The organism is Scandinavium sp. M-37, assembly GCF_043558715.1.
Classification (GTDB): domain Bacteria; phylum Pseudomonadota; class Gammaproteobacteria; order Enterobacterales; family Enterobacteriaceae; genus Scandinavium; species Scandinavium vulneris_A.
Genome location: NZ_JBIGIN010000016.1, coordinates 99002 through 116032 on the forward strand (window position 1 = coordinate 99002; position 17031 = coordinate 116032).

At 51.0% G+C, this 17031-nt stretch carries 26 protein-coding genes and 1 rRNA gene; 21 read left to right on the forward strand and 6 right to left on the reverse strand.

Annotation, left to right across the window (positions count from 1 at the left end):
* Nucleotides 1–8 precede the first annotated feature (8 nt).
* From rplR to ACG0Z5_RS13545, 14 genes are all read left to right on the forward strand, one after another.
* Nucleotides 9–362 (forward strand): 50S ribosomal protein L18, encoded by a 354-nt coding sequence (rplR, locus tag ACG0Z5_RS13480; protein ID WP_006817270.1) that lies wholly within the window; start codon nt 9–11, stop codon nt 360–362.
* Nucleotides 363–376: 14 nt separating this feature from the next.
* Nucleotides 377–877, forward strand: a complete 501-nt coding sequence (rpsE, locus tag ACG0Z5_RS13485) for a 30S ribosomal protein S5 (RefSeq protein WP_002438697.1) — start codon at nt 377–379, stop codon at nt 875–877.
* A gap of 6 nt (nt 878–883) precedes the next feature.
* Nucleotides 884–1063, forward strand: a complete 180-nt coding sequence (gene rpmD / locus ACG0Z5_RS13490; RefSeq protein ID WP_319629232.1) for a 50S ribosomal protein L30 — start codon at nt 884–886, stop codon at nt 1061–1063.
* 3 nt (nt 1064–1066) lie between these two features.
* The gene (gene rplO, locus ACG0Z5_RS13495; protein ID WP_319629231.1) at nt 1067–1501 is read left to right on the forward strand and encodes a 50S ribosomal protein L15; all 435 of its coding nucleotides are present in this window, start codon (nt 1067–1069) and stop codon (nt 1499–1501) included.
* 7 nt (nt 1502–1508) lie between these two features.
* Nucleotides 1509–2840: a preprotein translocase subunit SecY gene (secY, locus tag ACG0Z5_RS13500; RefSeq protein ID WP_319629230.1), complete on the forward strand. Its 1332-nt coding sequence runs from the start codon at nt 1509–1511 to the stop codon at nt 2838–2840.
* 30 nt (nt 2841–2870) lie between these two features.
* The gene (gene rpmJ / locus ACG0Z5_RS13505) at nt 2871–2987 is read left to right on the forward strand and encodes a 50S ribosomal protein L36 (RefSeq protein WP_000868187.1); all 117 of its coding nucleotides are present in this window, start codon (nt 2871–2873) and stop codon (nt 2985–2987) included.
* Nucleotides 2988–3134: 147 nt separating this feature from the next.
* On the forward strand, nt 3135–3491 hold the full coding sequence (gene rpsM, locus ACG0Z5_RS13510) for a 30S ribosomal protein S13 (protein WP_097165006.1): 357 nt from the start codon (nt 3135–3137) through the stop codon (nt 3489–3491).
* Between the two features lie 16 nt (nt 3492–3507).
* Nucleotides 3508–3897: a 30S ribosomal protein S11 gene (gene rpsK, locus ACG0Z5_RS13515; RefSeq protein ID WP_043081126.1), complete on the forward strand. Its 390-nt coding sequence runs from the start codon at nt 3508–3510 to the stop codon at nt 3895–3897.
* Between the two features lie 33 nt (nt 3898–3930).
* Nucleotides 3931–4551, forward strand: a complete 621-nt coding sequence (gene rpsD / locus ACG0Z5_RS13520; RefSeq protein ID WP_097165007.1) for a 30S ribosomal protein S4 — start codon at nt 3931–3933, stop codon at nt 4549–4551.
* A 25-nt stretch (nt 4552–4576) separates the two neighbouring features.
* A complete protein-coding gene (locus ACG0Z5_RS13525) occupies nt 4577–5566 on the forward strand; it encodes a DNA-directed RNA polymerase subunit alpha (RefSeq protein ID WP_002209013.1) in 990 nt (329 codons plus the stop codon).
* A 40-nt stretch (nt 5567–5606) separates the two neighbouring features.
* Entirely contained in the window at nt 5607–5993 is a 387-nt protein-coding gene (gene rplQ, locus ACG0Z5_RS13530) for a 50S ribosomal protein L17 (protein WP_001216372.1), read from the forward strand.
* A 105-nt stretch (nt 5994–6098) separates the two neighbouring features.
* On the forward strand, nt 6099–6470 hold the full coding sequence (locus tag ACG0Z5_RS13535) for a DUF1992 domain-containing protein (RefSeq protein ID WP_394448070.1): 372 nt from the start codon (nt 6099–6101) through the stop codon (nt 6468–6470).
* The gene (zntR, locus tag ACG0Z5_RS13540; protein WP_394448072.1) at nt 6470–6895 is read left to right on the forward strand and encodes a Zn(2+)-responsive transcriptional regulator; all 426 of its coding nucleotides are present in this window, start codon (nt 6470–6472) and stop codon (nt 6893–6895) included. The genes ACG0Z5_RS13535 and zntR overlap by 1 nt, the downstream gene beginning before the upstream one ends.
* Before the next feature lie 57 nt (nt 6896–6952).
* On the forward strand, nt 6953–7168 hold the full coding sequence (locus ACG0Z5_RS13545) for an alternative ribosome-rescue factor A (protein ID WP_394448074.1): 216 nt from the start codon (nt 6953–6955) through the stop codon (nt 7166–7168).
* On the opposite strand, the gene mscL is transcribed toward ACG0Z5_RS13545, so the two are convergent.
* From mscL to def, 5 genes are all read right to left on the reverse strand, one after another.
* Nucleotides 7169–7579 carry a large-conductance mechanosensitive channel protein MscL gene (mscL, locus tag ACG0Z5_RS13550; RefSeq protein WP_394448076.1) on the reverse strand — a complete coding sequence of 137 codons (411 nt, stop codon included), beginning with the start codon at nt 7577–7579 and terminating at the stop codon, nt 7169–7171.
* Nucleotides 7580–7722: 143 nt separating this feature from the next.
* Nucleotides 7723–9099 carry a Trk system potassium transporter TrkA gene (gene trkA / locus ACG0Z5_RS13555; RefSeq protein ID WP_319629225.1) on the reverse strand — a complete coding sequence of 459 codons (1377 nt, stop codon included), beginning with the start codon at nt 9097–9099 and terminating at the stop codon, nt 7723–7725.
* Between the two features lie 21 nt (nt 9100–9120).
* On the reverse strand, nt 9121–10410 hold the full coding sequence (gene rsmB / locus ACG0Z5_RS13560) for a 16S rRNA (cytosine(967)-C(5))-methyltransferase RsmB (protein WP_394448078.1): 1290 nt from the start codon (nt 10408–10410) through the stop codon (nt 9121–9123).
* Between the two features lie 51 nt (nt 10411–10461).
* Nucleotides 10462–11409, reverse strand: a complete 948-nt coding sequence (fmt, locus tag ACG0Z5_RS13565; protein ID WP_394448080.1) for a methionyl-tRNA formyltransferase — start codon at nt 11407–11409, stop codon at nt 10462–10464.
* 14 nt (nt 11410–11423) lie between these two features.
* The gene (gene def, locus ACG0Z5_RS13570) at nt 11424–11933 is read right to left on the reverse strand and encodes a peptide deformylase (protein ID WP_319785751.1); all 510 of its coding nucleotides are present in this window, start codon (nt 11931–11933) and stop codon (nt 11424–11426) included.
* 129 nt (nt 11934–12062) lie between these two features.
* Here def and dprA point away from each other — a divergent pair, with 129 nt between their 5' ends.
* Genes dprA through ACG0Z5_RS13600 form a run of 6 tightly spaced genes read left to right on the forward strand, consistent with a single transcriptional unit; the run spans nt 12063 to nt 15856 of the window.
* A complete protein-coding gene (gene dprA, locus ACG0Z5_RS13575; protein WP_394448082.1) occupies nt 12063–13187 on the forward strand; it encodes a DNA-protecting protein DprA in 1125 nt (374 codons plus the stop codon).
* Entirely contained in the window at nt 13159–13632 is a 474-nt protein-coding gene (gene smg, locus ACG0Z5_RS13580) for a DUF494 family protein Smg (RefSeq protein WP_394448084.1), read from the forward strand. Before dprA ends, smg begins: the two co-directional genes overlap by 29 nt.
* Nucleotides 13633–13659: 27 nt before the next feature.
* On the forward strand, nt 13660–14217 hold the full coding sequence (locus ACG0Z5_RS13585; protein WP_394448086.1) for a type I DNA topoisomerase: 558 nt from the start codon (nt 13660–13662) through the stop codon (nt 14215–14217).
* On the forward strand, nt 14207–14779 hold the full coding sequence (gene tsaC, locus ACG0Z5_RS13590) for an L-threonylcarbamoyladenylate synthase type 1 TsaC (protein WP_394448088.1): 573 nt from the start codon (nt 14207–14209) through the stop codon (nt 14777–14779). Before ACG0Z5_RS13585 ends, tsaC begins: the two co-directional genes overlap by 11 nt.
* A 4-nt stretch (nt 14780–14783) precedes the next feature.
* Entirely contained in the window at nt 14784–15602 is an 819-nt protein-coding gene (gene aroE, locus ACG0Z5_RS13595; protein ID WP_394448090.1) for a shikimate dehydrogenase, read from the forward strand.
* Entirely contained in the window at nt 15599–15856 is a 258-nt protein-coding gene (locus ACG0Z5_RS13600; RefSeq protein WP_394448092.1) for a DUF1488 domain-containing protein, read from the forward strand. Before aroE ends, ACG0Z5_RS13600 begins: the two co-directional genes overlap by 4 nt.
* Here the strand turns inward: ACG0Z5_RS13600 and ACG0Z5_RS13605 are convergent.
* On the reverse strand, nt 15832–16386 hold the full coding sequence (locus ACG0Z5_RS13605; RefSeq protein ID WP_394448094.1) for a gamma carbonic anhydrase family protein: 555 nt from the start codon (nt 16384–16386) through the stop codon (nt 15832–15834). The two genes, ACG0Z5_RS13600 and ACG0Z5_RS13605, sit on opposite strands and share 25 nt — an antisense overlap.
* 482 nt (nt 16387–16868) lie before the next feature.
* On the opposite strand from ACG0Z5_RS13605, the gene ACG0Z5_RS13610 reads away from it, so the two are divergent.
* Nucleotides 16869–17031: ribosomal RNA gene (locus tag ACG0Z5_RS13610) — 16S ribosomal RNA — on the forward strand; the annotation flags it as partial.

Below are 17031 nucleotides of genomic sequence, written 5' to 3' on the forward strand. Positions count from 1 at the left end.
GTAACACTATGGATAAGAAATCTGCTCGTATCCGTCGTGCGACCCGCGCACGCCGCAAGCTCCAAGAGCTGGGCGCAACTCGCCTGGTGGTACATCGTACCCCGCGTCATATTTACGCACAGGTAATTGCACCGAACGGTTCTGAAGTTCTGGTAGCTGCTTCTACTGTAGAAAAAGCTATCTCTGAACAACTGAAGTACACCGGTAACAAAGACGCTGCAGCAGCTGTGGGTAAAGCTGTCGCTGAACGCGCTCTGGAAAAAGGCATCAAAGATGTATCCTTTGACCGTTCCGGGTTCCAATATCATGGTCGTGTCCAGGCACTGGCAGATGCTGCCCGTGAAGCTGGCCTTCAGTTCTAAGGTAGAGGTGTAAGATGGCTCACATCGAAAAACAAGCTGGCGAACTGCAGGAAAAGCTGATCGCGGTTAACCGCGTATCTAAAACCGTTAAAGGTGGTCGTATTTTCTCCTTCACAGCTCTGACTGTAGTAGGCGATGGTAACGGTCGCGTTGGTTTTGGTTACGGTAAAGCGCGTGAAGTTCCAGCAGCGATCCAGAAAGCGATGGAAAAAGCCCGTCGCAACATGATTAACGTCGCGCTGAACCACGGCACCCTGCAACACCCTGTAAAAGGTGTTCACACGGGTTCTCGTGTCTTCATGCAGCCGGCTTCTGAAGGTACCGGTATCATCGCCGGTGGTGCAATGCGCGCCGTCCTGGAAGTCGCTGGAGTTCATAACGTTCTGGCTAAAGCGTATGGTTCCACCAACCCGATTAACGTGGTTCGTGCAACTATCGATGGCCTGGAAAATATGAATTCTCCAGAAATGGTCGCTGCCAAGCGTGGTAAATCCGTTGAAGAAATTCTGGGGTAATTGACCATGGCAAAGACTATTAAAATTACACAAACCCGCAGTTCAATCGGACGTCTGCCGAAGCATAAAGCGACTCTGAATGGCCTGGGTCTGCGTCGCATTGGCCACACCGTTGAGCGTGAAGACACGCCTGCTGTACGCGGTATGGTTAACGCGATTTCCTACATGCTTAAAGTGGAGGAGTAAGAGATGCGTTTAAATACTCTGTCTCCGGCCGAAGGGTCTAAACACGCTTCTAAGCGTTTGGGTCGTGGTATCGGTTCTGGCCTCGGCAAAACCGGTGGTCGTGGTCACAAAGGTCAGAACTCTCGTTCTGGCGGTGGCGTACGTCGCGGTTTCGAGGGTGGTCAGATGCCTCTGTACCGTCGTCTGCCGAAGTTCGGTTTCACTTCACGTAAAGCAATGATCACAGCCGAAGTTCGTCTGTCCGATCTGGCTAAAGTAGAAGGCGACGTAGTTGACCTGAACACGCTGAAAGCGGCTAACATTATCGGCATCCAGATTGAATTCGCGAAAGTGATTCTGGCTGGTGAAGTAACTCGTCCGGTAACTGTTAACGGCCTGCGCGTGTCTAAAGGCGCTCGTGCTGCTATCGAAGCTGCTGGCGGTAAAATTGAGGAATAAGTAGCAGATGGCTAAGCAACCGGGATTAGATTTTCAAAGTGCCAAAGGTGGGTTCGGCGAACTGAAACGCAGACTTCTGTTTGTGATCGGTGCGTTGATTGTGTTCCGAATTGGCTCTTTTATTCCGATCCCTGGTATCGATGCCGCTGTACTTGCCAAACTGCTTGAGCAACAGCGAGGCACCATCATTGAAATGTTTAACATGTTCTCTGGTGGTGCTCTCAGCCGTGCTTCTATCTTTGCTCTGGGTATCATGCCGTACATATCGGCATCGATCATTATCCAGCTGCTGACGGTGGTTCACCCGACGCTGGCAGAGATTAAGAAGGAAGGGGAATCTGGACGTCGTAAGATTAGCCAGTACACCCGCTACGGCACTCTGGTGCTGGCAATATTCCAGGCGACCGGTATTGCTACCGGTCTGCCGAATATGCCTGGTATGCAAGGCCTGGTAATTAATCCGGGCTTTGCATTCTACTTCACCGCTGTTGTAAGTCTGGTCACAGGAACGATGTTCCTGATGTGGCTCGGCGAACAGATTACTGAACGTGGTATCGGTAACGGTATCTCGATCATTATCTTCGCCGGTATCGTTGCGGGTCTCCCGCCGGCCATCGCCCATACTATCGAGCAAGCGCGTCAAGGTGACCTGCACTTCCTCCTGTTGCTGTTGGTTGCAGTATTAGTATTTGCCGTGACCTTCTTTGTTGTGTTTGTTGAACGTGGTCAACGCCGCATTGTGGTAAACTACGCGAAACGCCAGCAAGGTCGTCGTGTCTATGCTGCACAGAGCACACATTTGCCGCTGAAAGTGAATATGGCGGGGGTAATCCCAGCAATCTTCGCTTCCAGTATTATTCTGTTCCCGGCGACCATCGCGTCATGGTTCGGGGGCGGTACTGGTTGGAACTGGCTGACAACAATTTCGCTGTATTTGCAGCCTGGGCAACCGCTTTATGTGTTACTCTATGCGTCTGCAATCATCTTCTTCTGTTTCTTCTACACAGCGTTGGTTTTCAACCCACGCGAAACAGCAGATAACCTGAAGAAGTCCGGTGCATTCGTGCCAGGAATTCGTCCGGGAGAACAAACGGCGAAGTATATCGATAAAGTAATGACACGCCTGACTCTGATTGGTGCGTTGTACATCACTTTTATCTGCCTGATCCCGGAGTTCATGCGTGATGCAATGAAAGTGCCGTTCTACTTCGGTGGGACCTCGCTGCTTATTGTTGTCGTCGTGATTATGGACTTTATGGCTCAAGTGCAAACTCTGATGATGTCTAGTCAGTATGAGTCTGCATTGAAGAAGGCGAACCTGAAAGGCTACGGCCGTTAATGGTCGCCTGAGAAGTTACGGAGAGTAAAAATGAAAGTTCGTGCTTCCGTCAAGAAATTATGCCGTAACTGCAAAATCGTTAAGCGTGATGGTGTCATCCGTGTGATTTGCAGTGCCGAGCCGAAGCATAAACAGCGCCAAGGCTGATTATTTCGCATATTTTTCTTGCAAAGTTGGGTTGAGCTGGCTAGATTAGCCAGCCAATCTTTTTGTATGTCTGTGCGTATCCATTTGAGTATCCTGAAAACGGGCTTTTCGGCATGGTGCGTACATATTAAATAGTAGGAGTGCATAGTGGCCCGTATAGCAGGCATTAACATTCCTGATCAGAAACACGCCGTGATCGCATTAACTTCGATCTTCGGTGTCGGCAAAACTCGTTCCAAAGCCATTTTGGCTGCGGCGGGCATTGCTGAAGATGTTAAGATCAGTGAGCTGTCTGAAGAACAAATCGACACGCTGCGTGACGAAGTTGCCAAATTTGTCGTTGAAGGTGATCTGCGCCGTGAAATCAGCATGAGCATCAAGCGCCTGATGGATCTTGGTTGCTATCGCGGTTTGCGTCATCGTCGTGGTCTGCCAGTGCGCGGTCAGCGTACGAAGACCAACGCACGTACCCGTAAGGGTCCGCGCAAACCGATCAAGAAATAATCGGGGTGATTGAATAATGGCAAAGGCACCAGTTCGTGCACGTAAGCGTGTAAGAAAACAAGTCTCTGATGGCGTGGCTCATATCCATGCTTCTTTTAACAACACCATCGTTACCATCAGCGATCGCCAGGGTAACGCACTGGGTTGGGCAACAGCCGGTGGTTCCGGTTTCCGTGGTTCACGCAAATCCACTCCGTTTGCAGCTCAGGTTGCAGCAGAGCGTTGCGCTGAAGCCGTAAAAGATTACGGTATCAAGAATCTGGAAGTTATGGTTAAAGGTCCGGGTCCAGGTCGCGAATCTACCATTCGTGCTCTGAACGCCGCTGGTTTCCGCATCACTAATATTACTGATGTGACTCCGATCCCTCATAACGGTTGTCGTCCGCCGAAGAAACGTCGCGTATAACGCTACGTTTTCCAGGTTAGTTGGAGAAAGAAAATGGCAAGATATTTGGGTCCTAAGCTCAAGCTGAGCCGTCGTGAGGGCACCGACTTATTCCTTAAGTCTGGCGTTCGCGCGATCGATACCAAGTGTAAAATTGAACAAGCTCCTGGCCAGCACGGTGCGCGTAAACCGCGTCTGTCTGACTATGGTGTGCAGTTGCGTGAAAAGCAAAAAGTTCGCCGTATCTACGGTGTGCTGGAGCGTCAGTTCCGTAACTACTACAAAGAAGCAGCACGTCTGAAAGGCAACACCGGTGAAAACCTGTTGGCTCTGCTGGAAGGTCGTCTGGACAACGTTGTATACCGTATGGGCTTCGGCGCTACTCGTGCTGAATCACGTCAGCTGGTTAGCCATAAAGCTATCATGGTAAACGGTCGTGTTGTTAACATCGCTTCTTATCAGGTTAAAGCGAATGACGTTGTCAGCGTTCGTGAGAAAGCGAAAAAGCAATCTCGCGTGAAAGCCGCTCTTGAGCTGGCTGAGCAGCGTGAAAAGCCAACCTGGCTGGAAGTTGATGCTGGCAAGATGGAAGGCACGTTCAAGCGTCAGCCTGAGCGTTCTGATCTGTCTGCGGACATTAACGAACACCTGATCGTCGAGCTTTACTCCAAGTAAAGCTTAGTACCAAAGAGAGGACACAATGCAGGGTTCTGTGACAGAGTTTCTAAAACCGCGCCTGGTCGATATCGAGCAAGTGAGTTCGACGCACGCCAAGGTGACCCTTGAGCCTTTAGAGCGTGGCTTCGGCCATACTTTGGGTAACGCACTGCGCCGTATTCTGCTCTCATCGATGCCGGGTTGCGCGGTGACCGAGGTTGAGATTGATGGTGTACTTCATGAGTACAGCACCAAAGAAGGCGTTCAGGAAGATATCCTTGAAATCCTGCTCAACCTGAAAGGGCTGGCGGTGAGAGTTCAGGGGAAAGATGAAGTTATTCTTACCCTGAATAAATCTGGCATTGGCCCTGTGACTGCAGCCGACATTACCCACGACGGTGATGTCGAAATCGTCAAGCCGCAGCATGTGATCTGCCACCTGACCGATGAGAACGCATCTATCAATATGCGTATCAAAGTTCAGCGCGGTCGCGGTTATGTGCCGGCTTCTGCCCGAATTCATTCGGAAGAAGATGAGCGCCCAATCGGCCGTCTGCTGGTCGACGCCTGCTACAGCCCTGTAGAGCGTATTGCCTACAATGTTGAAGCAGCGCGCGTAGAGCAGCGTACCGACCTGGACAAGCTGGTCATCGAAATGGAAACCAATGGCACAATCGATCCTGAAGAGGCGATTCGTCGTGCGGCAACCATCCTGGCAGAACAACTTGAAGCTTTCGTTGACTTACGTGATGTACGTCAGCCGGAAGTGAAAGAAGAGAAACCAGAATTCGATCCGATCCTGCTGCGCCCTGTTGACGATCTGGAATTGACTGTCCGCTCTGCTAACTGCCTTAAGGCAGAAGCTATCCACTATATCGGTGATCTGGTACAGCGTACCGAGGTTGAGTTGCTGAAAACGCCGAACCTGGGTAAAAAATCTCTTACCGAGATTAAAGACGTGCTGGCTTCTCGTGGTCTGTCTCTGGGCATGCGCCTGGAAAACTGGCCGCCGGCAAGCATTGCTGACGAGTAACCGGATCACAGGTTAAGGTTTTACTGAGAAGGATAAGGTCATGCGCCATCGTAAGAGTGGTCGTCAACTGAACCGCAACAGCAGCCATCGCCAGGCTATGTTCCGCAATATGGCAGGTTCACTGGTTCGTCATGAAATCATCAAGACGACCCTGCCTAAAGCGAAAGAGCTGCGTCGCGTAGTTGAGCCGCTGATTACTCTTGCCAAGACTGATAGCGTTGCTAATCGTCGTCTGGCATTCGCCCGTACTCGTGATAACGAGATCGTGGCAAAACTGTTTAACGAACTGGGCCCGCGTTTCGCGAGCCGTGCCGGTGGTTACACTCGTATTCTGAAGTGTGGTTTCCGTGCAGGCGACAACGCGCCGATGGCTTACATCGAGCTTGTTGATCGTTCAGAATCGAAAGCAGAAGCAGCTGCAGAGTAATCTGCAGTGATTTGAAAAAACCCGCTTCGGCGGGTTTTTTTATACCCTCCGTTCCACCATTTCACTACAATAGCTGTATTCTTTTTGTTCACCTGGACGTGCACTATGTGGTTACTTGACCAGTGGGCTGAACGTCATATCCGTGACGCACAAAACAGAGGTGACTTCGATGCACTGCCTGGAAGCGGTGAACCGCTCATCCTTGACGATGATGTGCATGTCCCTCCTGAATTGCGTGCAGGTTACCGATTATTGAAAAATGCAGGCTGCCTTCCCCCGGAACTTGAACAGCGCAAAGAAGCTGTACAGTTGGCCGATTTATTAAAAGGCATTCGGGAAGACGATCCCCGGTATGAAGAACTTCACCGTCGTTTAACGCTCCTTGAGTTCAAATTGCGGCAAGCAGGTCTCAATACTGATTTTCTACGCGGCGAATATGCTGATAAGTTACTCAATAAAATTAATGAGGAATCATAATGTTCCGCATTGGCGAACTGGCTAAGCTTGCTGGGGTGACACCCGATACCATCCGCTATTATGAAAAGCAGCTGATGATGGATAATCCTGCACGGACCGAAGGTGGGTTTAGACTTTATACGGATAGCGATTTACAGCGTTTGCGCTTTATACGCCATGGTAGTCAGTTAGGCTTTACGCTTGAAGCGATCCGTGAACTGCTGTCTATCCGTGTTGATCCAGAAAGCCACACCTGTCAGGAGTCGAAGAGCATCGTGCAGGCCCGCTTAAGTGAAGTGGAAGCCAGAATTTCACAATTGGAGACCATGAGAAAGTCTTTACAGCGTCTGAATGACGCCTGCTGCGGAACCGCGCACAGCAGCGTTTATTGCTCAATCCTCGAAGCGCTTGAACAAGGTTCAGAAACAGAGAAAGCAGGATGTTGATTTCCTGAGCGGCCGGGACTACACTCCCGCCGTCTTAAACACCAAACTGGAGAATTTATGAGCCGCTATCAGCACACCAAGGGGCAGATTAAGGACAACGCCATTGAGGCGCTACTACATGACCCGCTTTATCGTCAGCGCGTTGAGAAAAGTAAGAAAGGAAAGGGAAGTTTTCAGCGTAAAGGAAAACATGGTAACAGAGGTAACTGGGAGGCCAGTGGCAAAAAAGTCATTCACTTTTTTACCACTGGCCTTCTGCTTTCTGTGGTGTGATTAAGAACGGGTATTTTGTTCTTTCAGCAGATCGCGAATTTCAGTCAGCAGTACTTCTTCTTTAGATGGTGCAGGTGCTGCAGCTGGTTCTTCTTTTTTACTATTCAGTTTATTGATCAGTTTGATTGCCATAAAGATAGCTAATGCCACGATCACGAAATCAAAAATATTCTGAATGAATACACCATAATGCATGACTACGGCTGGAACATCGCCCTGCGCAGCGCGTAACGTCACTGCAAACTGCTTAAAGTCGATACCGCCAATCAATAAGCCCAGCGGCGGCATAATAATATCGGCAACCAATGACGATACAATTTTACCGAATGCCGCACCGATAATGACACCCACAGCCAAATCAACAACATTTCCGCGCATCGCGAATTCGCGAAACTCTTTAATCATTCCCATTTTATTCTCCTTGTGCCAACTGACGTTTATAAGTTTAACAAATGTTTAGTCGATTTCCATTAAAGCGCGGATATCAAATGGAATAAATAAACCTTAATTTATAAAGGGTTAATAAAAAGCGCTCGTTTGAGCGCCTTTGCCGATCAGAGGAAAAAGGGACTTGGCTGGAAAAGCCGTTCTACATCGGTGATAAACTTTTTATCCGTCAGGAACATAATTACGTGATCGCCCTGTTCGATTCGCAAATTGTCATTGGCAATCAGCACTTCGTTGCCGCGTACGACGGCTCCGATAATGGTACCCGGCGGCAATTTTATATCATCGATGACGCGGCCTACGACGCGAGAGGTGCTTTCATCGCCGTGGGCAACGGCTTCAATAGCTTCTGCGACGCCGCGGCGTAAGGAAGAAACACCGACAATATCGGCTTTACGCACATGGCTTAACAACGCAGAAATGGTAGCCTGCTGTGGGGAGATCGCAATATCAATCACGCTACCCTGAACCAGGTCGACATAAGCGCGACGCTGGATCAGTACCATCACCTTTTTGGCACCCATACGTTTAGCGAGCATGGCCGACATGATGTTAGCTTCGTCGTCATTGGTGACAGCAATAAACAGATCGACCTGATCAATATGTTCTTCGGCCAGCAGTTCTTGATCCGATGCATCACCATAAAAAACGATCGTATTCTGCAGCTTTTCTGCCAGTTCGGCGGCGCGCTGCTGATCGCGTTCGATCAGTTTGACGCTGTAATCTTTTTCGAGCTGACGGGCCAAGCCTGCGCCAATATTACCGCCGCCAACCAACATAATGCGCTTGTAGGGTTTTTCCAGACGCTGGAGTTCACTCATTACCGCACGGATATGCTGGGATGCTGCAATGAAGAACACTTCATCCCCGGCCTCGACAATCGTTGAGCCCTGAGGGCGAATCGGCCTGTCATGACGGAAGATTGCCGCCACACGGGTGTCGATATGTGGCATATGTTCGCGCATGGTGGACAACGCGTTGCCGACCAGCGGGCCGCCGTAATAGGCTTTCACTACCGCCAGGCTGACTTTTCCTTCTGCAAAGTTCACCACCTGCAATGCGCCCGGATATTCAATCAGACGGTGAATACTGTCGATCACTAACTGTTCCGGGGCTATCAGGTGATCGATAGGCACGGCTTCAGAATGGAAAAGTTTATCCGCATCCCGGACGTAATCTGGCGAACGAATTCGAGCGATACGGTTTGGCGTGTTAAATAATGAGTAGGCAACCTGACAGGCCACCATGTTTGTTTCATCAGAACTGGTTACGGCGACTAGCATGTCGGCGTCATCAGCACCCGCTTCACGTAAAACGCGCGGATGAGAGCCATGACCTTGCACGACACGCAGATCGAATTTATCCTGCAGACTGCGCAAACGGTCGCCGTTAGTGTCTACCACGGTGATATCGTTGTTCTCGCCGACCAGGTTTTCTGCCAGCGTACCGCCAACCTGTCCGGCACCGAGTATGATAATTTTCATCAGTCGCGATCCGTTATTTCATCACTGTTTGATTAGCTTAGCGTAAAAGAAGCCATCGCCTTCTTCTGCCGCTGGCAGATTCTGCACCCCAGGATGTTCTGCATTACCCGTTTCGTGCAGCGAGGCGTCAGGGGTACGTTTCAGAAACGCGGAAATTTGCTCGCAGTTTTCTTCTGGCAGAATGGAGCAGGTCGCATATACCAGTGTGCCGCCGGGTTTGAGGTGTGCCCAGGTCGCATCAAGAATTTCGGCCTGCAGCTGTGCCAATTCAGCGATATCACGATCGCGGCGCAGCCATTTGATATCCGGATGGCGGCGAATCACGCCAGTTGCCGAGCAAGGCGCATCAAGCAAGATCCGATCGAATTGCTTTTCGCCGCACCACTGTGAAGGATAACGCCCGTCGCCCTGTTTCACTTCAGCTTTCATGCCAAGCCGTTTGAGATTTTCGTACACCCGGGACAAGCGTTGTTCGTCGACGTCTACGGCCAGCACGTTCGCTTCAGGGGCAACCTCCAGGATATGCGTTGTTTTACCGCCTGGAGCCGCACATAAATCGAGGATCACTTCGCCGTTTTTCGGGGTCAAATAATTCATGCAGCCCTGAGCAGAAGCATCCTGCACGGTTACCCAGCCCTCGTCAAAACCTGGCAACGCAAAAACGGGAGCCGGTGTTTCCAGGCGGACAGCATCAGAATAAGCTTCATGTGCGAAGCCTTTCATGCCTGCCTGCTCCAGTAATGTTAGCCACTCGTCGCGGGTATGATGATTACGATTCACACGTAGCCACATCGGCGGACGCTGATTGTTGGCATCGAGTACTGATTGCCATTGCTTCGGATAAGCTTTCTTGATGCGTTTTACCAGCCAGGCCGGGTGCAAGAAACGGTTCTCTGTCGCGGCAAATTCTTCCAGCAGAGACTCCTGATTGCGCTGGAACTGGCGTAGCACCCCGTTAATCAGTCCTTTGAGCTGCGGACGTTTAATCGCCACCGCACCTTCCACCGTTTCAGCCAGGGCGGCATGAGGCGGAATACGGGTATGTAGTAGCTGATACAGGCCAACCATAATTAAGTAATGCACGGAGCGCTGTTTGCCGGTCATTGGCCGTGCCATGAGCTTGTTGATGAGCCAATCGAGTTGAGACAGCGTGCGCAGCACACCGAAGCTTAATTCTTGTAATAGTGCTCTGTCTTTATCAGCGACGTTTTGCTGCATGACAGGCAGGACGTTACTTAACGACTGCCCCTGCTCAAGCACTTGCTCAATGGCCAGTGCGGCCAGACTGCGTAAATTTGTATTTTTTTTCATAAGCGTAAAAATGAAAAGGCCCGGCAGTACCGGGCTTGGAGTAAGAGGCCGTCAGGCGAGACGGTTACCGGGAATAAACCACTCCCGGCGCGAATTTAAAAGATCCTGCGCGCTCATGGCTTTTTTACCTGCCGGTTGCAGCGATTGCAGGTTCAGGATGCCACTGCCGGTAGCTATCTGGATGCCATGCTTATTCGCATCCACTATAGTCCCTGGTGCTGCATCAGTATCACTAGGAATAACGGATGCCTGCCATACTTTTACCGGCTGTCCGTCAATTTCCAGCCAGCTCATTGGCCATGGATTAAAGGCACGAATACAGCGTTCCAGCTGTTCAGCAGAAAGAGACCAATCGACACGTGCTTCTTCTTTACTGAGCTTCTCTGCGTGAGTCACCCGTGATTCATCCTGAACTTCAGGTTTTGCAGTGCCATTGGCCAGCTGCTTCAGCGTTTCAATCAGGCCTTGCGGCCCCAGTTCTGCCAGCTTGTCATACAGCGAGCCGCTGGTGTCCTCTGCGGTAATCGGGCACGAGAGTTTAAGCAGCATATCGCCAGTATCGAGTCCGACATCCATCTGCATGATGGTCACGCCAGTCTCGGCATCGCCCGCCCACAGCGAACGCTGGATTGGCGCCGCACCGCGCCAACGCGGCAGCAGTGAACCGTGTACGTTAATGCAGCCCAGACGCGGCATGTCCAGAACCGCTTTCGGTAAGATAAGACCATAGGCGACAACGACCATCACATCGGCGTTCAGTTCGGCAACGAGCTGCTGGTTTTCCTGCGGACGAAGTGACGCAGGCTGGAAAACCGGCAGACCTTTTTCTTCTGCCAGCACTTTTACCGGGCTTGGCATCAGCTTTTTGCCACGGCCTGCGGGGCGATCGGGTTGGGTAAACACGCCCACGACCTGATGCCCAGACGACAACAGCGCGTCAAGATGACGCGCTGCAAAGTCAGGAGTACCAGCGAAAATAATGCGAAGTGATTCTGACACGTTAATTCTTATCCTTAAGCACGCGCGTTCAGGCGGTCCAGTTTCTCAACTTTCTGACGAATGCGCTGTTGTTTCAACGGAGACAGATAGTCAATGAACAGTTTACCAACCAGGTGATCCATCTCGTGCTGAATGCAGATTGCCAGCAGGCCATCGGCTGCCAATTCGAACGGTTTGCCGTTGCGATCTAGCGCGCGAATTTTTACGTTTTCAGCACGAGGCACTAGTGCTCGCTGCTCAGGGATTGACAGGCAGCCTTCTTCAATACCGGTATCGCCGCTTTTTTCCAGCAGTTCCGGGTTAATCAGCACCAGCTGTTCTGTACGCTCTTCAGAGACATCAATGACGATGATGCGCTGATGAATATCGACCTGAGTCGCAGCCAGACCAATACCTTCTTCGGCGTACATCGTCTCGAACATATCATCGACGATACGCTGAATTTCTGCATTCACTTCTTTAACCGGTTCTGCGACTTTGCGAAGACGCTCGTCCGGAATATGTAACACTTGCAAAACTGCCATAATTATCCAGAGTTGTGTTCAGGAGTTGGAAAGATTATTACCTCTATTCTAGACAAAACCCCTTCCGATTGACAGCATCAGTGACCAATCGCAAAGATTGCCAGGACTGCTTGTGGCAAGGGGATAAGGATGATACCCACAGAAATATGGATCCGCCTGATGGCGGTCAATGGGTTATATGGCGACAAGATGAGTACGCTGGCAAAGCGGCTGATGAACGCCTGTTCTATTGATACGGATGTGCTGCGTGAGAATGGTTTTTCTGCCCGGCACATTAAACACTTTTTCTCACTGTCGTCCGAGGCTCTGGACAAGACATTGAACTGGTCTGCTAACGCAAATCACACAATCCTCACGGCAGATAATCCGGAATACCCTCCTTCATTGCGGGCGATAGTTGACTACCCCGGTGTGTTGTTCGTCGCCGGGGATGTCAAACTTCTGGCATCATCACAGATAGCCATCGTTGGTAGCCGTAATCACTCCTGGTACGGTGAACGCTGGGGGCGTATTTTCAGTGATGCTTTAGCCAGAAAAGGGATGACGATAACCAGCGGTATGGCGCTCGGTATTGATGGCGTGGCGCATCGCGCGGCGCTAGATGCGGAAGGAAAAACTATCGCGGTATTGGGGAATGGTCTTTTTCATACCTATCCGCGGCGGCATGCTTCCCTCGCGCAACGCATCGTTGAAAGCGGCGGGACGCTGGTGAGTGAGTTCCCGCTGGCACAGCCGCCCTGGCCCGCGAATTTTCCTCGACGCAACCGTATCATCAGCGGGTTAAGTCTGGGTGTCTTAGTGGTAGAAGCCGCATTGAAAAGTGGCTCTCTGGTGACAGCCCGAACGGCGCTGGAGCAGGGGAGAGAGGTGTATGCCATTCCTGGTCCTTTGGGCAGCCCGGGTTCGGAGGGGCCGCACTGGCTGATTAAGCAGGGGGCAATACCCGCGACCACGGTAGAGGATATTCTCGAAAATGTGCAATACGGGAAGCTATCGCTGCCAGATGAGGCTGAAAAATCAAATTATTCCCCGCATACGGACCTTGCGGCATTGCCATTTCCAGAGCTCCTGGCTAACGTAGGAGATGAGGTAACACCTGTTGACGTTGTCGCTGAACGTGCCGGCCAACCTGTGCCAGTGACGGTAGCCCAATTACTCGAACTGGAGTTAGCAGGATGGATCGCAGCTGTACCCGGCGGCTATGTCCGATTAAGGAGGGCATGCCATGTTCGACGTACTGATGTATTTGTTTGAGACTTACATCCATAACGAAGCAGAAATGCGTGTAGATCAGGACAAGCTGACGCGGGATCTTACCGACGCCGGTTTTGATCGTGAAGATATCTACAACGCCCTGCTGTGGTTGGAAAAGCTGGCTGACTATCAGGAAGGGCTCGTTGAGCCAATGCAGCTGACTTCAGATCCACTCTCTGTTCGTATTTACACTGCAGATGAGTGCCAACGGCTGGATGCCAGTTGCCGGGGATTCTTGTTATTCCTGGAGCAGATTCAGGTGCTAAACCTCGAAACGCGTGAAATGGTCATCGAACGCGTCATGGCGCTAGATGCCGCAGAGTTTGAGTTGGAAGATCTAAAATGGGTCATTCTGATGGTGCTGTTTAACATCCCGGGCTGTGAAAATGCCTATCAGCAGATGGAAGAATTACTCTTCGAAGTAAATGAAGGTATGCTGCACTAATTCAATTATGCAGTGACAAGAGTTGTTATGGCGAAATCAGCACTGTTTTCGGTGCCTAAAAACGAGCCCTGCCCAAAATGCGGGGCCGAGTTAGTTATCCGAAGCGGTAAACATGGGCCGTTTCTGGGCTGTTCTCATTATCCAGAATGCGACTATGTGCGACCGCTAAAAAGCCAGGCGGACGGACATATCGTCAAAGTTCTGGAAGGGCAGTTGTGTCCTGTTTGTGGTGCGGAACTGGTCCTTCGTCAGGGGCGTTTTGGCATGTTTATCGGCTGCAGCCAGTATCCGGCCTGTGAACATACCGAACTTATCGACAAACCTGACGATACAACCATTGCTTGTCCACAGTGCCGCGAAGGGCATCTGGTCCAGCGTCGTTCACGTTATGGCAAAACCTTTCACTCCTGCGATCGGTACCCCGATTGCCAGTTCGCCTTGAACTATAAACCGGTAGTGGGCGAATGCCCTGAATGCCATTACCCACTGCTTATCGAAAAGAAAACGGCGCAGGGCGTTAAGCTCTTTTGCGCCAGTAAACAATGTGGAAAGCCGGTATCGGCGGATCAAATCAGTGAACAGTAACCTGCATCAAGCGCGTATTTCGAAAGCTATCGAAGCGCTCAATAATAAAGACGTCATCGCGTATCCTACCGAAGCTGTTTTTGGTGTCGGCTGTGATCCGGACAGTGAAACTGCCGTCATGCGGTTGTTGGAACTTAAGCAGCGGCCGGTCGAAAAGGGCCTGATTCTTATAGCGGCTAACTTTGAGCAGCTCAAACCTTATATAGATGACACGATGTTGACCGATGCTCAGCGTGAGACAGTTTTCTCTCGGTGGCCAGGCCCAGTGACATTTGTCTTCCCGGCGAAGGCTTCAACCCCGCGATGGCTGACAGGCCGTTTCGATACGCTCGCCGTCCGGGTAACCGATCATCCGCTGGTGGTTGAATTGTGTCAGTCTTACGGAAAACCATTGGTCTCCACGAGCGCCAACCTGACCGGCCAAGAACCCTGCCGTACCGTTGATGAAGTGATTGCCCAATTTGGTGAAGCATTCCCGGTAGTCGAGGGGGAAACAGGCGGGCGTCTCAATCCGTCTGAAATTCGTGATGCCCTGACGGGCGAACTTTTCCGCCAGGGATAATTGCATGGAACAGTACGCCGTATTTGGTAACCCTATCGCGCACAGTAAGTCGCCTTTTATTCATCTGCGATTCGCCCAACAGCTCAAGATCGAACATCCGTATGGCCGAGTACTTGCCCCGTTAGACGCTTTTAACGAGACACTGGATGCGTTTATTGCTGCAGGAGGTAAAGGCTGCAATGTGACTGTCCCCTTTAAAGAAGATGCTTTTGCGCGTGCGGACGAATTGACCGAGCGAGCGGCACTGGCTGGGGCGGTTAATACCTTGAAACGTCTTGAGGATGGGCGCCTACTTGGGGATAACACCGACGGCATCGGTCTGCTGAGCGATCTTGAGCGACTGGCATTCATCAAACCAGGTTATCGTGTTCTACTGATTGGCGCGGGCGGTGCTGCCCGAGGTGTGTTGTTACCGCTGCTGTCGCTCGATTGTGCAGTGACGGTGACAAACAGGACCTTTGCCCGGGCTCAAGAACTGGCTGCACTCTTTGCGCATACCGGCAGCATCACCGCGCGGCCAATGGACGCCCTGGCGGGTGAAGCGTTCGATCTGATCATTAATGCCACTTCCAGCGGTATTCATGGAGAAATCCCGGCGATCCCTTCTTCACTGATCAATCTTAAAGTGCATTGCTACGATATGTTTTATCAGAAAGGAAACACCGCTTTTCTGACCTGGTGTGAACAGCACGGAGCCAAACAGGGCGCAGATGGGTTGGGTATGCTGGTGGCTCAGGCAGCACATGCCGTATTGTTGTGGCACGGGGTTCTGCCTAATATTACGCCTGTGATTGATGCACTGAAAAAGGAATTGGCACAGTGAATCAGGCGATCCTGTTTCCTGACCGTGAGGTGTGGGATGCTGCGCAGCAGTGCATTTGCTTCCCGGCTCTGGTGAATGGGTTCCAGGTGAACTGTGCCCTCTCGGCGGAATCATTGGCGCATCGTTTTGGTGGCGATGCGCCGTTGCAGTGGCTGGAAAGTTTTCGCCAGCATCGTTGGGATTTGGAAGACGAAGCGGAACAGGCCATCCGCGATCAACAGGAAGATAGTCAGGGTTGGGTCTGGCTCTCCTGATCGAGATATTCATCCTTCCACTGCACATAGTTGTTAGCGGAATATTTTAACCCTTCCCGTTCCGCCTCCTTTAATGGGCGGATCTGTTTGACTGGGCTGCCGAGATACAGATAACCGCTTTCCAGATGCTTATTTTGTGGCACCAGGCTTCCGGCACCAATCATCACATCATCTTCTACTACTACGCCGTCCAGCAAAATCGACCCCATACCGACCAGCACCCGATTGCCGATGGTGCAGCCGTGAAGCATCACTTTGTGTCCGACGGTGACATCCTCGCCTACGATCAATGGATTGCCTTCCGGCTTATAAGAGGATTTATGCGTGACGTGAAGTACGCTGCCATCCTGAATATTCGTACGGGCTCCGATAGCGACATAGTTAACATCACCACGGATCACGACCAGTGGCCAGATTCCCACATCGTCAGAAAGACGTACATCTCCGATTACGACGCTGGTGGAGTCGATCATCACGCGGGAGCCGAAAGTGGGTTGCGAGGTTTTATAAGGACGAATGTTGGTGGGCATGGTTACCTCTTAGATAAGGGAGTCAGGTGAATTACCTCCATTATCAGCTTTCCACACAGCTTTCACACCTCAAAAAATAGGCAGATCGAACGGGATCGCAGCAAAAAGAATGAAAAACCAGCGGTCAGAAAAAAGATCGCAAAAAAGGGTTGTGCAAAAAAATGGGATCCCTATAATGCGCCTCCATCGACACGGAACAACGGCAAACAAGCCGCCGGGTCAGCAGGGTTTCTCCGGAAATTCTGACAGAGAAAAGCGAAATTAAACGCTTGACTCTGAATGAGGAAAGCGTAATATACGCCACCTCGAGTTAGCAAGCGAAAGCGCGTAACTCACTGCTCTTTAACAATTTATCAGACAATCTGTGTGGGCACTCAAAGTGACATGGATTCTTAACGTCGAAAGACGCTAAATAGAATACCAAGTCTTATGAGTGAACATACGTAATTCATTACGAAGTTTAATTCATGAGCATCAAACTTAAATTGAAGAGTTTGATCATGGCTCAGATTGAACGCTGGCGGCAGGCCTAACACATGCAAGTCGAGCGGTAGCACAGGGAGCTTGCTCCTGGGTGACGAGCGGCGGACGGGTGAGTAATGTCTGGGAAACTGCCTGATGGAGGGGGATAACTACTGGAAACGG

Excerpts from the sequence above, each read along its gene's own strand:
- rplR (WP_006817270.1), top strand. The coding sequence starts at position 9 with ATGGATAAGAAATCTGCTCGTATCCGTCGTGCGACCCGCGCACGCCGC.
- rpsE (WP_002438697.1), top strand. The coding sequence starts at position 377 with ATGGCTCACATCGAAAAACAAGCTGGCGAACTGCAGGAAAAGCTGATC.
- rpmD (WP_319629232.1), top strand. The coding sequence starts at position 884 with ATGGCAAAGACTATTAAAATTACACAAACCCGCAGTTCAATCGGACGT.
- rplO (WP_319629231.1), top strand. The coding sequence starts at position 1,067 with ATGCGTTTAAATACTCTGTCTCCGGCCGAAGGGTCTAAACACGCTTCT.
- secY (WP_319629230.1), top strand. The coding sequence starts at position 1,509 with ATGGCTAAGCAACCGGGATTAGATTTTCAAAGTGCCAAAGGTGGGTTC.
- rpmJ (WP_000868187.1), top strand. The coding sequence starts at position 2,871 with ATGAAAGTTCGTGCTTCCGTCAAGAAATTATGCCGTAACTGCAAAATC.
- rpsK (WP_043081126.1), top strand. The coding sequence starts at position 3,508 with ATGGCAAAGGCACCAGTTCGTGCACGTAAGCGTGTAAGAAAACAAGTC.
- rpsD (WP_097165007.1), top strand. The coding sequence starts at position 3,931 with ATGGCAAGATATTTGGGTCCTAAGCTCAAGCTGAGCCGTCGTGAGGGC.
- ACG0Z5_RS13525 (WP_002209013.1), top strand. The coding sequence starts at position 4,577 with ATGCAGGGTTCTGTGACAGAGTTTCTAAAACCGCGCCTGGTCGATATC.
- rplQ (WP_001216372.1), top strand. The coding sequence starts at position 5,607 with ATGCGCCATCGTAAGAGTGGTCGTCAACTGAACCGCAACAGCAGCCAT.
- ACG0Z5_RS13535 (WP_394448070.1), top strand. The coding sequence starts at position 6,099 with ATGTGGTTACTTGACCAGTGGGCTGAACGTCATATCCGTGACGCACAA.
- zntR (WP_394448072.1), top strand. The coding sequence starts at position 6,470 with ATGTTCCGCATTGGCGAACTGGCTAAGCTTGCTGGGGTGACACCCGAT.
- ACG0Z5_RS13545 (WP_394448074.1), top strand. The coding sequence starts at position 6,953 with ATGAGCCGCTATCAGCACACCAAGGGGCAGATTAAGGACAACGCCATT.
- mscL (WP_394448076.1), bottom strand. The coding sequence starts at position 7,579 with ATGGGAATGATTAAAGAGTTTCGCGAATTCGCGATGCGCGGAAATGTT.
- trkA (WP_319629225.1), bottom strand. The coding sequence starts at position 9,099 with ATGAAAATTATCATACTCGGTGCCGGACAGGTTGGCGGTACGCTGGCA.
- rsmB (WP_394448078.1), bottom strand. The coding sequence starts at position 10,410 with ATGAAAAAAAATACAAATTTACGCAGTCTGGCCGCACTGGCCATTGAG.
- def (WP_319785751.1), bottom strand. The coding sequence starts at position 11,933 with ATGGCAGTTTTGCAAGTGTTACATATTCCGGACGAGCGTCTTCGCAAA.
- dprA (WP_394448082.1), top strand. The coding sequence starts at position 12,063 with ATGATACCCACAGAAATATGGATCCGCCTGATGGCGGTCAATGGGTTA.
- smg (WP_394448084.1), top strand. The coding sequence starts at position 13,159 with ATGTTCGACGTACTGATGTATTTGTTTGAGACTTACATCCATAACGAA.
- ACG0Z5_RS13585 (WP_394448086.1), top strand. The coding sequence starts at position 13,660 with ATGGCGAAATCAGCACTGTTTTCGGTGCCTAAAAACGAGCCCTGCCCA.
- aroE (WP_394448090.1), top strand. The coding sequence starts at position 14,784 with ATGGAACAGTACGCCGTATTTGGTAACCCTATCGCGCACAGTAAGTCG.
- ACG0Z5_RS13605 (WP_394448094.1), bottom strand. The coding sequence starts at position 16,386 with ATGCCCACCAACATTCGTCCTTATAAAACCTCGCAACCCACTTTCGGC.